Source organism: Microvirga mediterraneensis (assembly GCF_013520865.1).
GTDB lineage: Bacteria > Pseudomonadota > Alphaproteobacteria > Rhizobiales > Beijerinckiaceae > Microvirga > Microvirga mediterraneensis.
In genome coordinates, this window is record NZ_JACDXJ010000001.1 from 3,624,067 (window position 1) to 3,638,405 (window position 14,339).

The 14,339-nt window shown below is 64.9% G+C and carries 14 protein-coding genes; 7 read left to right on the forward strand and 7 right to left on the reverse strand.

Annotated elements, in window-relative coordinates:
• Window position 1 precedes the first annotated feature (1 nt).
• The 5 genes from H0S73_RS17270 to H0S73_RS17290 form a co-directional block, all read right to left on the reverse strand.
• Window positions 2-1,195, reverse strand: coding sequence for an efflux RND transporter periplasmic adaptor subunit (locus H0S73_RS17270; RefSeq protein WP_181053301.1), 1,194 nt, complete (start codon window positions 1,193-1,195; stop codon window positions 2-4).
• Between the two features lie 103 nt (window positions 1,196-1,298).
• Window positions 1,299-2,177 carry a glutamate racemase gene (gene murI / locus H0S73_RS17275; protein ID WP_181053302.1) on the reverse strand — a complete coding sequence of 293 codons (879 nt, stop codon included), beginning with the start codon at window positions 2,175-2,177 and terminating at the stop codon, window positions 1,299-1,301.
• A gap of 9 nt (window positions 2,178-2,186) precedes the next feature.
• A complete protein-coding gene (locus H0S73_RS17280; RefSeq protein ID WP_246389027.1) occupies window positions 2,187-3,389 on the reverse strand; it encodes a dienelactone hydrolase family protein in 1,203 nt (400 codons plus the stop codon).
• 65 nt (window positions 3,390-3,454) lie between these two features.
• The gene (locus H0S73_RS17285; protein ID WP_181053303.1) at window positions 3,455-4,189 is read right to left on the reverse strand and encodes an RNA methyltransferase; all 735 of its coding nucleotides are present in this window, start codon (window positions 4,187-4,189) and stop codon (window positions 3,455-3,457) included.
• 165 nt (window positions 4,190-4,354) lie between these two features.
• Window positions 4,355-4,642, reverse strand: coding sequence for a hypothetical protein (locus H0S73_RS17290; protein ID WP_181053304.1), 288 nt, complete (start codon window positions 4,640-4,642; stop codon window positions 4,355-4,357).
• A 249-nt stretch (window positions 4,643-4,891) separates the two neighbouring features.
• Here H0S73_RS17290 and H0S73_RS17295 point away from each other — a divergent pair, with 249 nt between their 5' ends.
• The 5 genes from H0S73_RS17295 (at window position 4,892) to H0S73_RS17315 (ending at window position 8,434) form a co-directional block, all read left to right on the forward strand.
• Window positions 4,892-5,275, forward strand: a complete 384-nt coding sequence (locus H0S73_RS17295) for a phospholipase A2 family protein (RefSeq protein WP_343058398.1) — start codon at window positions 4,892-4,894, stop codon at window positions 5,273-5,275.
• A 109-nt stretch (window positions 5,276-5,384) separates the two neighbouring features.
• Window positions 5,385-6,599 carry an NADP-dependent isocitrate dehydrogenase gene (locus H0S73_RS17300; protein ID WP_181053305.1) on the forward strand — a complete coding sequence of 405 codons (1,215 nt, stop codon included), beginning with the start codon at window positions 5,385-5,387 and terminating at the stop codon, window positions 6,597-6,599.
• Window positions 6,600-7,228: 629 nt separating this feature from the next.
• Window positions 7,229-7,480 carry a hypothetical protein gene (locus tag H0S73_RS17305; protein WP_246389029.1) on the forward strand — a complete coding sequence of 84 codons (252 nt, stop codon included), beginning with the start codon at window positions 7,229-7,231 and terminating at the stop codon, window positions 7,478-7,480.
• A gap of 85 nt (window positions 7,481-7,565) precedes the next feature.
• The gene (locus H0S73_RS17310; RefSeq protein ID WP_181053306.1) at window positions 7,566-7,949 is read left to right on the forward strand and encodes a hypothetical protein; all 384 of its coding nucleotides are present in this window, start codon (window positions 7,566-7,568) and stop codon (window positions 7,947-7,949) included.
• Window positions 7,950-7,972: 23 nt separating this feature from the next.
• On the forward strand, window positions 7,973-8,434 hold the full coding sequence (locus tag H0S73_RS17315) for a GFA family protein (RefSeq protein WP_181053307.1): 462 nt from the start codon (window positions 7,973-7,975) through the stop codon (window positions 8,432-8,434).
• Window positions 8,435-8,451: 17 nt separating this feature from the next.
• Here H0S73_RS17315 and H0S73_RS17320 read toward each other — a convergent pair whose 3' ends face one another.
• A complete protein-coding gene (locus H0S73_RS17320; protein WP_181053308.1) occupies window positions 8,452-9,618 on the reverse strand; it encodes an ion transporter in 1,167 nt (388 codons plus the stop codon).
• An 11-nt stretch (window positions 9,619-9,629) separates the two neighbouring features.
• Entirely contained in the window at window positions 9,630-12,284 is a 2,655-nt protein-coding gene (alaS, locus tag H0S73_RS17325) for an alanine--tRNA ligase (RefSeq protein WP_181053309.1), read from the reverse strand.
• A gap of 199 nt (window positions 12,285-12,483) precedes the next feature.
• Between alaS and H0S73_RS17330 the strand changes: the two genes are divergently transcribed.
• On the forward strand, window positions 12,484-12,933 hold the full coding sequence (locus H0S73_RS17330) for a DUF2231 domain-containing protein (RefSeq protein ID WP_181053310.1): 450 nt from the start codon (window positions 12,484-12,486) through the stop codon (window positions 12,931-12,933).
• Complete coding sequence (locus H0S73_RS17335; RefSeq protein WP_181053311.1) at window positions 12,930-14,255, forward strand: PQQ-dependent sugar dehydrogenase; 1,326 nt, start codon at window positions 12,930-12,932, stop codon at window positions 14,253-14,255. The genes H0S73_RS17330 and H0S73_RS17335 overlap by 4 nt, the downstream gene beginning before the upstream one ends.
• Window positions 14,256-14,339 lie beyond the last annotated feature (84 nt).

Consider the following 14,339-nt stretch of genomic DNA (forward strand, 5'->3'; position numbering starts at 1 on the left):
CTCACTTGATCTCCCCGGCGGCGACATGGGCTTCCGAAGCGTTCGTCACCCGCACGGGCGACCCGGGCTGGAGGCGGTAATGACCCGCCGTGACGACACGTTCCCCAACGTTCAGCCCATCCTCGATCACCGCCTTGTCGCCGGTGATCACCCCGACCTTGACCGGACGCATCTCGACTGTGTTGTCGGGCTTGACGACATAGGCATAGAGGCCCTGCGGCCCTCTCTGGACCGCCGTGCTCGGCACGGCCGCGACTCCTTGCAATGTGCGCACGAGCAGGCGCGCATCCACCGACATTCCGGGCCAGAGGCTATGATCCTTGTTGGCGAATTGCGCCTTGAGCCGCACGGTCCCCGTGGCGCTGTCGACCTGGTTGTTCACGAGGGTGAGCTCGCCTTCGGCCAGGGGTGTCTTGCCGTTCGACGACAGAGTCAAGACCTTGAGCGGCCCCTCGCCATGCGCTTTCAGGATGCCCGACAATTCCGCCTCGGGGGCGGTGAAGATGACGGCAATCGGCTCGATCTGGGCAATCTGTACGATGCCATTCGTATCGGCCGCATGGACGATATTGCCCTGATCAACCCGGCGCAGGCCCGTGCGGCCAGAAAGCGGAGCACGGATCGTCGTGTAGCTCAACTGTGTGGTGGCATTGTCGATGGCCGCCTGATCCGCTTGGATCTGGGCGTTGAGCGAGCTCACATTCGCCTGCTGAACGTCGAGTTGCTGCTTGGACGCGAAGTCGCGGGTGATGAGCTGACGGGTCCGTTCGAGGTCCGCCTTGGCGCTCACGAGCTGCGCCTCGTCCTGCGCCTTCTTCGCGACGGCCTGGTCCAGGGCGGCCTGGAACGGGCGCGGGTCGATCTGGAGCAGGAGGTCGCCCGCCTTGACCATCTGCCCTTCCTGGAAGGCGATCTTCTCGATCTGGCCGTCGACCCGGCTCTGGACAGTCACCGTGTTCAGGGCCTGCACCGAGCCGAGCCCCGTCAGGTAGATCGGGATGTCGGCGGCTTCCACCGGTGCCGCCTGGACCGGAACGGGAGCAGGCGCGGCAGGCCGCGCTGCGGCCGCCCTTTGCGCCGTTCGGGCCTCATACCAACGCCAAGCTCCCCAGCTCCCTCCGACTAGGACGAGAACGAGAAAAACGGCAAAGAGGCCTCGGGACCTGTGCCCCGACGTCGGCTTCGGCTCGACCATGGAGCTCTCCCGCGCGTGGACCTGAGCTTCGTATTTAGGAAGCGCCACCAGGAGAGATAGGGCGAGGCCCTACACACTTTCGTGCGTCGGATCTTATTCCGAGTTAAGGCGCCGGGAGGCGCATCGGCCAGGGTTCCACGACCACCTGCGACAGCCCCCGCGCCTGGAGCGCAGACCGCAAGGGGGCACCGATCCCGGCGCCGTCCGTGAAGACCGCAATGGCTTCGTTATCGTCGGCCTCGTGGCCGGGGACAAGACCGCCGATGAGCTGGATCACCCGCCGGGCGATGGCCGGGGCCGGGTCGATCCAGGTCACGGGCCAGGGCGCCAGGGCCTGGAAGCGCGGGAGCAGCAGCGGGTAATGGGTGCAGCCCAAGGCCACCACGTCCGTCCTTCCGCCCGAACCTTCGATGAAGCAGGGCAGCAGCTCGTCCAGCAGGTCCTGATCCGGAACGGGCGTCCCCGCAAGCTCCGCCTCCGCGAAGCCCGCGAGGCGCCGCGAGCCGACGAGGTTGACCTTGCAGTCCGCCGCATAGGTTTCGATGAGATCGCGCGTGTAGTCCCGCGCCACGGTGCCGGGGGTGGCGAGGATGGAGATGTATCCGGATCGCGTCGTCCGAGCTGCGGGCTTGATCGCCGGGACCGTGCCGACGAAGGGAACGGAAAACCGCCCGCGCAGATGCGGCAGGACGATTGTAGAAGCCGTGTTGCAGGCGATCACCACGATGTCGGGATCGTGCAGGCCGATCAGCCGCTCCATCACGGCGACGACCCGCTCGGCCAGGACCGTCTCGCTCAACCGTCCGTAGGGAAATCCCGCATCGTCCGCCGCATAGACGTAGCGCGCATCGGGGCGAGCCTTCAGCACCTCGGCAAAGACCGTGAGGCCGCCGAGACCGGAATCGAAGACGAGGATGGTGGGAACGGGAGACGGCATGACGGCGGGATTATAGGTGGCCCCCGCCAGAAGATCGACACGCATAACCAACCCTTACGAACGCGACTTGGTCAGAAAGTCTGATAATCCCTGTTTGGTTTCCGGAGGCGCCATGTTCAGCTTGCGGCGCGGCGCCGGCTCGTCCTTGCTCTCCGGCGTCGCTCCCTTCGGCACCTGGGCCGAGAGGCGCTTGACGGGCCAGCCGTCGCTCCAGGTGCTCATGTCGACGAATTTGGGATCGCGCAGGAGAACCGAAGCCTCCTTGCCGGAGAAGGCCGCATCGGAAGCAAGATCGAAGGTCTTCCAGAAGGCGAGGAAGTCGAGAGCGTCCGTGCCGTTGGTGCCGAGCTGCTGGGTCAGGATGGTCTGCGGCCCGCTGAGGGACATGTCGGCGCTCCAGCGCCACGTGCTTCTCTGCTTCGGATCGCGTGGCGGATCGGGCGGCAGCTTGATGGCGGAAGCATCGTACTCGGCCTTAGGAGACCCGGGCGATGCGAGAGTCGCCGTCAGCGCGGGATAGCCGTGGTCGTCCGAAGCCGCCCGCATGAACAGCTTGCGGGACGAGGGAACGGCACTGGCCTGCTGGAGCAGCAGGCGGGATGCGCGATCGCTCGGGATATAGTCCCTATCGCCGCTCATCGCGATGATCATGGTGGCCGGATCGACCGCCGAGAGATCGCGCAGGAGGATCCCGCGCTCCTTCTCGTTCGACGCGATGCCGCCCGGCATCAGGCCGAAGATCAGCTTCGGCGCCGGGACCTTGCCCGAACTCACCCCGGCCGCCAGGTTGAGCGCGATGGGCACGCCCGCCGAATGGCCGATGAAGGCGACCCGCTCCTTGTCGGGCCTGGCCTTCGGATCGCCCGCCAGCTCCGCGAGGGCGCTCTGGATCAGGTCTTCGGCCAGGTTCGAGGCATCGGCCGGACGGGAGCGGTTCACCTCCTGGAAGCGTGGGAAGAGCACCAGGTTGCCCCTGCGGGCCAGGTGATCGATCCAGCCGCCGTAGAGACCCGGGTTCACGGCTCCCCAGGAATGCAGGAACACCACCACGGGGCGCGGCCCGGAGGGCTCGTCATTCCCATGAAACACGAAGGTCCCGCTGCTGGCGGTGCCGAGCGCCCGCTTCACCACCTCGGACGAGGGGTACTCGCGCCCGCCCGCACCCTGTGCGGGCTGTTGCGGCGGCGTTGCCGCAAGAGCCGCCGGGGCAACGAGGGAGGCGCCAAGGAGCAGAACAGGCAGCAGGAAGCGGCGCATCGTCGTCTCGAACTCTTTTCACAACCGGCCAGATAGGGCCCAATCATCATAAGGCCACGATTAGATTAAGGTTTTCTCAAGCGTCTGCCTTCCGCGAGGGCCCGAATCGCCCCGCGCAGGGTGCGCACCTCCTGCTCGGTCATTTCGAGCCGGTGGAAGATGTCCCGCATGTTGCGGGTCATGGTCGGCTTCTTGTCCTCGGGATAGAAGTTCACCGCCTCGAGTTCGGCCTCGATGTAGTCGAAGAACGACGTCACCATCTCGCGGGGCGCCGGGGGCGATTGGCGGCCGCCCTCGAAGGGTAGCGCGCCGCCGGTGGCAAGCTTGTACCATTCGTAGGAGACCAGCAGGACCGCCTGCGCGAGGTTGAGCGAGGAGAATTTCGGATCGACCGGGAAGGTGATGATCGCATCCGCCAGCGACACCTCGTCGTTCTCCAGCCCCGTGCGCTCCCGCCCGAACAGGATGCCGATCCCCTGCCCCGACCCCAGGCGTCCCTGCGCCTCCTTCATGGCTTCATCCGGCGCGAAGACCCGCTTCATCTGCCCCCGCTCGCGGGCCGTGGTGGCGAAAACGAAATTGAGGTCCGCGATGGCTTCGCGAACCGTGTCGAAGAGCTTCGCGCCTTCCAGGACATGAGTCGCGCCGGAAGCCGCCGAATGCGCGCCCTTCTTGGGCCAGCCGTTGCGCGGCGACACGAGGCGCAGCTCCGACAGGCCGAAATTGGCCATGGCCCTGGCCACCATGCCGATGTTCTCGGCGAGTTGGGGTTCCACGAGGATGATGATCGGGCGGGTCATTGCGGCTTGGTCTGCTTGGATGAGGACGATCTCCCATACCGCCAAAACCGATGCCGCGACTAGCTCCGTCGAGAGATCCTGCCGTTCTGGAGCGCCCTGTGAAAAAGCCTCTCCGGGAAAGCCCGGAGAGGCCCTGCGGCACCCGCCTGGTCGCGGCCCGGCCGCTTACCAGCAGCCCCAGCCGCAATGGTAGTACGGGCGCGCCGAAGCCGCCCCAAGGGCGGCGCCGCCGACGACGCCGACTGCCGTGCCGACGGCCACCTGGCTAGCGGCCGCGTTCGATTGGGCGACGTTGTTGCGGTAGTTCGCGTTCCGGCAGCGCTCGAAGGTTTTCGTGCCGGGCTTCAGGCCCGATTCCATGCACACGGAATCGGCGTTGGCCATGGATTGCTCGGCCGTCTGGCAGCCCGCCAGGACCAAGGCCGCCGTTCCAAGAATGATAGCAAGACGCATGTCAGCTCCCCTTGATGTTCAACAAAGTCTTCCGACGGCGCCCCAAATCCGAAGTGTCGGACCAGATGCCTCAAGGGGAGCCGCCGGAACGAGACGATGTGAACTATGGATAAGGTTATGTTTCCGTGCGGCAGCACACGTGGCGTGGTGAGTATTCTCCTGAGGGGAACTCAGACCCATCGCTGTCTCTTATTTCCTGCCCCACCGAAGTCATATCGTCCCAATCCTCGCCGCTGTCTGGAGTATCGAGTGCCCCTATTGCGTTCCCTTGCGCTGCGTCTTTGCCTGATTCCGGTCCTGGCGAGCCCTGCCCTTGCGGCCCCCGCAGCCACCCTGGTCAGACCGGCGCCGCCGCTGTTTCACGGCAACTGGTGCGGCGCGGGCGATTCGAACCGGGCCGCTCCCATCGACGCCCTGGACGCCGCCTGCCGGGCTCACGATCTCTGCTACGAGAAGCTCGGGCGCAGCGCCTGCGAATGCGATAGGGCCATCCTCAAGGCGACGGCTTCCCTCGTCAGAAGTCCGAAAGTTCCCGAGATGGTCCGGAGCAAGGCGGCGACCGTCAATTCGCTGTTCAGCGCGGCCCCGTGCACCGAGACCCCGAAATTGCGCTCGCAGGCGGGAAAGCGCTGAATTCCTGACCCGCCCCCCCCTTCCCCCCCGGCCATAACCGCGCTATAGCCCCCGCAACCATCCTGCCGCACGGCAGGACCGTTTCAGCCCTAAAGCGCAAGGTGAGATCATGGCGAAGATCAAGGTTGCCAATCCGGTCGTCGAGCTCGACGGCGACGAGATGACCCGCATTATCTGGCACTTCATCAAAGAGAAGCTGATCCACCCCTATCTCGACATCGACCTGAAGTACTACGACCTGGGCGTCGAGCACCGCGACGCCACCAACGACAAGGTCACCGTCGAGGCCGCCGAGGCGATCAAGAAGTACGGCGTCGGCGTGAAATGCGCCACCATCACGCCGGACGAGGCCCGCGTGAAGGAGTTCAACCTCAAGGAAATGTGGAAGTCGCCCAACGGCACGATCCGCAACATCCTGGGCGGCGTGATCTTCCGCGAGCCCATCATCTGCAAGAACGTTCCGCGCCTCGTGCCTGGCTGGACCCAGCCGATCATCGTCGGCCGCCATGCCTTCGGCGACCAGTACCGCGCCACGGACTTCAAGGTGCCCGGCAAGGGCCGCATGACGATTAAGTTCGAGGGCGAGGACGGCACGGTCATCGAGAAGGAAGTGTTCAAGTTCCCGGGCGCCGGCGTCGCCATGGCGATGTACAACCTGGACGAGTCGATCCGCGAGTTCGCCCGCGCGTCCATGAACTACGGCCTGATGCGCAAGTACCCGGTCTATCTCTCCACGAAGAACACCATCCTCAAGGCCTATGACGGCCGCTTCAAGGACATCTTCGAGGAAGTCTACCAGAACGAGTTCAAGACGAAGTTCGACGCCGCCGGCATCACCTACGAGCACCGCCTGATCGACGACATGGTGGCCTCGGCGCTCAAGTGGTCGGGCGGCTATGTGTGGGCGTGCAAGAACTACGACGGCGACGTGCAGTCCGACACGGTCGCGCAGGGCTTCGGCTCGCTCGGCCTGATGACCTCCGTGCTGATGACGCCGGACGGCCAGACCGTGGAGGCGGAAGCCGCCCACGGCACCGTGACCCGCCACTACCGCGAGCACCAGAAGGGCAAGGAGACCTCGACGAACTCCATCGCGTCGATCTTCGCCTGGACCCGCGGCCTGGCGCACCGCGCCAAGCTCGACGACAACGCGGATCTCGCCCGCTTCGCCTCGACCCTTGAGAAGGTCTGCGTCGACACGGTGGAAGCCGGCTTCATGACCAAGGACCTCGCCCTCCTGGTCGGCGCCGAGCAGAAGTGGCTCTCCACCACAGGCTTCCTCGACAAGATCGACGAGAACCTCAAGAAAGCGATGGCGGCGTAAAACCCATTCGCCCGTCATGGCTGGGCCTTATCCCGGCCATGACGAACGAAAGACAGCGACCGATCCAGAGCCCGGCTTCATGCCGGGCTTTTTTGTTACACGGGACGCCGCAGCAAGCTTGATAATGTTGCTACTTTGTTCTAAGAATATATCCATATTTGAGAACTGCTGGATAGTTTATGTCCTTATCACCTTCCTCTCACCGCGAATGGCTCGGCGCCCGAAGAGCCTTCTCCATCGCGCAGCTAGAACCCCGGAGCCTCCGCATCGCACTCGCGCTCAAGCGCTTCAACCCGAGCCAACCACGCGTTCCGGCTGGAAGTCCCAATGGCGGACGATGGGTGGGCGAGACAGATGGAGCGCCGGCGCATCCTTCAGAAAAACCTCGAACTGCGTCGGAGAATTCGTCCGGCATCACGCTTGCTGGCGGTTTTGAGCGAAACCAGCTTGGCATGAGGGTTCAGGATTTTGTTTCGGCGCACTGCAAAGGCAAAATCCGCTCTGTGCTTCCGAGTCAATTCCTTGGATTGACGATTGAAGACGTAATGAAAGCGGCAAAAGGTGGGGATTCCGCCGCTAGGACATGCCTCAAGATTCTCGGGCGAGACGAATACCGAAAGTGAGGAACAATGATGACGTTAAGTGGCATCAAAGATTTGATACCCTTCCTGAATTACCTTGATCGAGAAAAGATCTACTATCGGCTGGATCATGTCCGCGACGATACTATCATGGTCTCGTTCACGCTCGTCGGCGCACGCATCGAACTGGACTTCTTCGACGATCACATCGAGTTCAGCATCTTCAAAGGCACGGAAGCGGTCGAAGATAATGTTGAGCTTCTGTTCCAGCAGATCCAAGCTCACTGGGGCGACGATTGACTTTATCAGGGGCGCTGACGGTGGCTAATTTCTTTGTCGGTAGCGTCCACTCAATCGTCATACCTGACGATAAGGTACATCAGAAATGACCGACGAACCACGTGAATGGCGCTCCGGTGAAACGCTGAGCGAATACATCAAGCAGGTCGCCAACGAATTGCCTGTCGACGCGGTCGGCATGTGGCAGATCGTGCCCCAGGGACGGTTCGGTTTCGGATTCGAAGGCGAGGCGCTGACCGATTTCGTGCGCCGCTGCATCGCCGAGCTTCTCTCGCGCGGCGCGGTGCCGGTGGTCGGCGGCGGACTTGACGGCGAGCACGAGTGGATCGTGCAGCGGCAATACGGTTCCACGCCCGGAGAGATCATCGACAACGTCGTACGCGAGTGGCTGGCGAACGGTGCCAAGGACGAAGATCCCGGCGGGCTCTGGTTTGCCTTGCGGGAATACGCCTGGACGCCGCCATCATAATCTATCGGAGGAGGAAGAAGATCATGCCAGACTTCAAGCCCACCCTGACCGGAGGCTGCCAGTGCGGCGCGGTTCGCTACGCGCTCCTATCCGAGCCGACCCATGCCAGCATCTGTCATTGCCGCATGTGCCAGAAGGCTTTCGGCAATTACTTCTCCGCGCTCACCGGCGTTCCGCGCGGGGATCTGGTCTGGACCAAGGGGCAGCCTGGGACCTTCAAGAGTTCGGAGGCGGTGGAGCGGGGCTTCTGCCGTGATTGCGGCACGCCGCTGACCTTCTCCTATGTGGAGCAGGATCGCATCACCGTGTCGATCGGCAGCCTTGACGAGCCAGGCCGGGTCACGCCGGAAATCCAGTACGGCCTGGAGAGCAAGCTCCCCGCCTTCGCGATGCTGCACACCCTGCCCGGCCAGCGGACGGAGGATTATGCGAGCCCGGAGGATTTGAGGAAGATGGCCTCGCGCCAGCATCCCGACCACGATTGAGGCCGAGAGAGGCCTCGCTACGAGCTCTTCCTGCTCCCGCGCGCCTGGGCGACATTGTGGAGATGCGCCGCGATGGACGGGTTCGCCTCCAGGAGCTCATGAAGGTCGTCCGCATCGAGGACGAGCAGCCGGCAATGGGTCGATGCCTTCACGGTGGCGGAGCGGCGGCGGCGACGCAGGATCGCCATCTCGCCGAAGAAGTCGCCCGGTCCGAGTCTCACGTGTTCGCCCGGCAGCACCACCTCCACGTCGCCGGAGGCGATCAGATACATGGAATGAGCCTCCTCGCCCTTGCGGACGATGACCTCCCCCGGCCGACAGCTGCGTGACCGGAGACATTGCATCACGGTGCCAATTTCGTGCGCGTTGAGATCGGCGAAGAGCGGCACGCGGGCCACCATGCTCCAGGTCACCACGAAGTCCCGCCGATGGATCTCCCGCGAAAAGGCGCTCGCCACGATGCCGACCGGCAGGGCCAGCATGATGAGACCCATGACGGCCGTCACGGCTGCAATCACCCGTCCGATTGGCGTCACGGGCACGGCGTCGCCGTAGCCCACCGTGGTGAGGGTCACGATGGCCCAGTACATCGCCTCCGGGATCGTGCCGAACGTGTCAGGCTGCACCTCCCGCTCGGCGAGGTTCATTGCCGAGGCCGCGAGGAGCATCGCGCCGATCAGTATGACCCCGCAGGCGACCAGCGCCCTCCGTTCCGCGTAGATGGCTTCGGCAAGGCTCGCGAGACCCGGCGAATAGCGTGCGAGCTTGAAGAACCGGAACAGCCGCAGCAGCAGGAGGGTGCGCAGGCTTTCGACATCCCAATAGGCCAGATAGAAGGGCAGGATTGCCAGGAGATCGACGATGGATTGCGGGTGCAGGGCCCATCGCAGGCGCGCCCGCCACGGCCTCATGTGCTGGAACGGCGGGTCTTCCGGCGCGCACCAGAGGCGTGCCCTGTATTCGACCGTGGAGATGAACCCCCTGACGATCTCGATGGCGAAGAAAAAAGGACCGTAGCCCTGCCCGATCGACGGGACGCTCTCGAGGACGACGGCCGTGACATTCACGCCGATCAGGAGGATCAGGCAAAAATGAACAGCGCGAACGACGGGGTCGTTCGCGCTGCCACGTTCAAGGATTTCGTAGATCCTGCGCCGCGTCGGGTGTGGATGAACCCTCGACACGGCGCCTGACCTCATGCGGCGTCGGAGAGCGCTGCTTCGATGGCGGCGAGAGCCGCTTCGGCCTGCGCCCCGTCGGGGCCGCCGGCCTGGGCCATGTCACGGCGACCGCCGCCGCCCTTGCCGCCGAGCTTTTCCGAGCCGACCCGCACGAGGGCGACCGCGTCGACCTTCGCGGTCAGATCCTCGGTCACGCCGACGACGATGCCGGCCTTGCCGTCCTCCGCCACGCCCACGATGGCCACAACCCCGGAGCCGAGGCGCTTCTTGCCCTCATCGGCGAGGCTCTTCAGGTCCTTCATCTCGACGCCGGTGACCGCGCGGGCCATCAGCTTGATGCCGGCCACGTCCTTGACCGGATCGCCACCGCTCGCGGCACCGCCACCCATGGCGATCTTGCGGCGGGCCTCGGCGAGTTCGCGCCCCAGCTTGCGGCGCTCGTCCAGCAGAGCCGACAGGCGGGCGGACACCTCGTCCACCGGGGTCTTGAGGAGGCTTGCGACCTCGCGCAGCTTGCGGCTCTCGTCCGCGAGGTGGCGGCGGGCGGCATCGCCTGTCATCGCTTCGAGGCGGCGGACGCCTGCGGCAACCGCACCCTCGCCCACGATGGTGATGACCCCGATATCGCCCGTGCGGCCCACATGCGTACCGCCGCAGAGCTCCACCGAGAAGGCCCTGTTGGTCTCGCCCTTGCCCATGGACACGACCCGGACCTCGTCGCCGTACTTCTCGCCGAAGAGCGCGCGGGCACCCGACTCGATGGCCTCGTCCACGGCCATGAGCTTGGTGACCACCGGCTCGTTCTGGAGCAGAACCCTGTTGGCGATCTCCTCTACTTCCTTCAGCTCGTGATCCTCGATGGGCTTGGGATGGCTGAAGTCGAAGCGCAGGCGGTCGGGGGCCACCAGCGAGCCCTTCTGGGCCACGTGGTCGCCGAGGACCTGCCGCAGCGCCTCGTGCAGGAGATGGGTGGCCGAGTGGTTGGACCGCACGGCCGAGCGGCGCTCGTGATCGACGATCAGCTCCAGGGACTGGTTGAGCTTCAGGGAGCCATGCTCCACGGTGACATGGTGCACGAAGAGGTCGCCGAGCTTCTTCTCGGTACCGGTCACGAAGACGCGCGCGCCCTCGCCCTGCATCACGCCGGTATCGCCGACCTGACCGCCAGACTCGCCGTAGAACGGCGTCTGGTTGAGGACCACGAGCCCGGTCTCGCCGGCCTTGAGCTCCGTCACCTCCTGGCCGTCCTTCAGGAGCGCCAGGACGATGCCCTCGGCACTTTCTGTGTCGTATCCCAGGAACTCGGTGGCGCCCGTGCGCTCCTTGACGGAGAACCACACGGTCTCCGTTGCGGCCTCGCCCGATCCGGACCAGGCGGCGCGCGCCATCTCACGCTGGCGCTGCATCGCGGCGTTGAAGGCGTCCGTGTCGACGCCGATGCCCCGGGGCTTCAGGGCGTCCTGCGTCAGGTCGAGCGGGAAGCCGTAGGTGTCGTAGAGCGTGAAGGCCGTCTCGCCCGAGAGGTTCTGGCCCTTGCCGAGGCCGCGGCTTTCCTCGTCGAGGATCGACAGGCCACGCTCCAGGGTCTTGCGGAAGCGGGTTTCCTCCAGCTTCAGGGTCTCGGTGATCAGCGCCTCGGCACGGATCAGCTCAGGATAGGCCTGTCCCATCTCGCGCACGAGCACCGGCACGAGGCGGTACATGAGCGGATCGCGGGCGCCGAGGAGCTGGGCGTGGCGCATGGCGCGGCGCATGATGCGGCGCAGCACGTAACCGCGGCCCTCGTTCGAGGGCAGCACGCCGTCGGCCACGAGGAAGCAGGAGGTGCGCAGGTGATCGGCGATCACGCGATGCGATGCCTTGCGCTCGCCCTCGGGCGCCATGCCGGTGGCATGGGCCACCGCCTCGATCAGGGTGCGGAACAGGTCCGTGTCGTAGTTCGAAGTCACGCCCTGCATGATCGCCGAGATGCGCTCGAGTCCCATGCCCGTGTCGATGGAGGGCTTGGGCAGGCCGATGCGGTTGCCGGGCTCGATCTGCTCGTATTGCATGAACACGAGGTTCCAGAACTCGAGGAACCGGTCGCCGTCCTCCTCGGGGCTGCCGGGAGGTCCGCCCCAGAGCTTGTCGCCCTGGTCGATGAAGATTTCCGAGCACGGGCCGCAGGGGCCGGTATCGCCCATTTGCCAGAAATTGTCCGAGGTCGGGATGCGGATGATCTTGGAATCCGAGAACCCGGCGATCTTCTTCCAGAGGTTCGCTGCCTCGTCGTCGTCATGGTAGACGGTGACCAGCAGCTTGTCCTTGGGAAGGTCGAATTCCTTGGTGATCAGCCCCCAGGCGAGCTCGATGGCCCGCTCCTTGAAGTAGTCGCCGAAGGAGAAGTTGCCGAGCATCTCGAAGAAGGTGTGGTGGCGCGCCGTATAGCCCACATTGTCGAGATCGTTGTGCTTGCCCCCCGCGCGCACGCATTTCTGCGCCGTCGCGGCCGTGCTGTAAGGGCGCTTCTCGGCTCCCGTAAAGACGTTCTTGAACTGCACCATGCCGGCGTTCGTGAACATCAGGGTCGGATCGTTGCGCGGCACGAGGGGGCTCGAGGCCACGACCTCATGGCCGTTCTTGGCAAAGTAATCGAGGAAGGCCGACCGGATTTCGTTGACGCCGCTCATGGAACTCTTAGCTCGGAATAATGGGCCCAATCGCCCCTCATGCTCATGTTTCGGCCGTTTCTAGACGTCCCGGCTTTCCCTGTCGAGGTGGCGCTTCGTCCAAAGTGCGACCTTGAGACCCGTATCGCAAGGGCGAGACCCGGGAACATTCGCCTCCTGCCGCCGTCAACTCCGGAGACCACACCGAGGACAGGCCGCGATGAGCGAACGTAACCCTCCGTCAAAGGCCAGCATTGCGGGCCACCCGATCCATCCGATGCTTGTCCCCTTCCCCATCGTCTGCTTCACCGGCGCGCTCGTGACGGACATCGTCTACTGGCGGACGGCCGACATCATGTGGTCGAACTTCTCCGCATGGCTTTTGACCGTCGGCCTCCTCATGGGGGGCTTGGCGGCCCTGGCGGGATTGATCGATTTCCTGAGCAGCCGCTCGATCCGGGCCCAGACGCCCGCGTGGCCCCACATGCTCGGCAACGTGCTCGTCCTGGGCCTGTCCATCGTCAACGCCTTCGTCCACAGCCGCGACGCCTGGACCTCGGTCGTCCCGACCGGTCTCGTCCTCTCCGCCGTCGTCGTGCTCCTCATGCTCGTGACCGGGTGGCTGGGCTGGTCGATGGTCTATCGCCACCGGGTGGGAGTCCTGTCATGATGGCCCCATCCCGCACCGCTCCCGCCTGGATTGCCCTCCTAAGCGTTTCCATGCTGGCTCTCGCCGGCTGCCAGGATGAGGAGACCTTCGACCCGCAGAGCCAGATCGGCCCGAATCCGGCCCTGCCCGCGCCAAAGCAATATCTCCTTCCGCCCATGCACCTGGCAAAGCCCATAGGCTGGGGCGCGAACGAGACCCCGAAGGTCGCCGCCGGCCTGAAGATCCAGGCCATGGCCCGGGATCTGGCCAATCCCCGCGTCGTCTATCCCCTGCCCAACGGCGATGTGCTGGTGGTCGAATCCGGTGGCCCCGACACAGAACCGACCACGCGTCCCAAGGACCTGATCATGGGCTGGATCATGTCGTACGCCCATGGCGATACGAAAGCCGGCAACCGCATCACCCTCCTGCGAGACACCAACGGCGACGGCGTGCCCGAGATGAAGACCATCTTCATCGACCATCTCAACTCGCCCTACGGCGTCGTTCTCGTCGGTCAGGATCTCTACGTCGCCAACACCGATGCAATCATGCGCTACCGCTATACGGAAGGTCAGACGCAGATCACGGAGCCGGGCACCAAGCTGACCGACCTGCCCGGCGGGCCCATCAACCACCATTGGACGAAAGCCCTCGCGGCCAGTCCCGACGGATCGCTGCTCTACGTGGGCGTCGGCTCGAACAGCAACATCACCGAGAACGGCATGGAGGCGGAGAAGGACCGCGCCGCCGTGTGGGAGGTGGACCGGGCATCGGGCCGCTCGCGGGTCTTCGCCGGGGGTATCCGTAACCCGACGAGCCTGGCCTTCGAGCCGCAGACCAAGGTCCTCTGGGCCGTCGCCAACGAGCGCGACGAACTCGGTCCCAACCTCGTTCCCGACTACCTGACCTCCGTCCGCGAGGGCGCTTTCTACGGCTGGCCCTACAGCTATTTCGGCCAGCACGTCGACCCGCGCGTGATGCCGCAGCGGCCGGATCTCGTCGCGAGCGCCATCGCGCCGGATTACGCCCTGAGCTCCCACGTCGCCCCCTTGGGCCTCGCGTTCAATACGGGCGCCGGCTTGCCGGACTCCTATCGCGGCGGGGCCTTCATCGGCGAGCACGGGAGCTGGGACCGCGACCGGTTCAACGGCTACAAGGTCGTGTACGTGCCTTTCCAGGACGGCAAGCCGAGCGGCAAGGCGCAGGACGTGGTGACGGGCTTTCTCGCCGGAGAAGACAGCGTCCATGGCCGTCCCGTGGGCGTGGCCATGGACAGAACCGGGGCCCTGCTGGTCGCCGACGATCTCGGCAATGCCGTCTGGCGGGTGACGACGCAGTAAGCCCGAAAGTCTTCACATGAAAAGACCGCCGCGATCTCTCGCGACGGCCTCTCTTTGCCCTTGAAGGAGAGCGAAGTTTCTTTC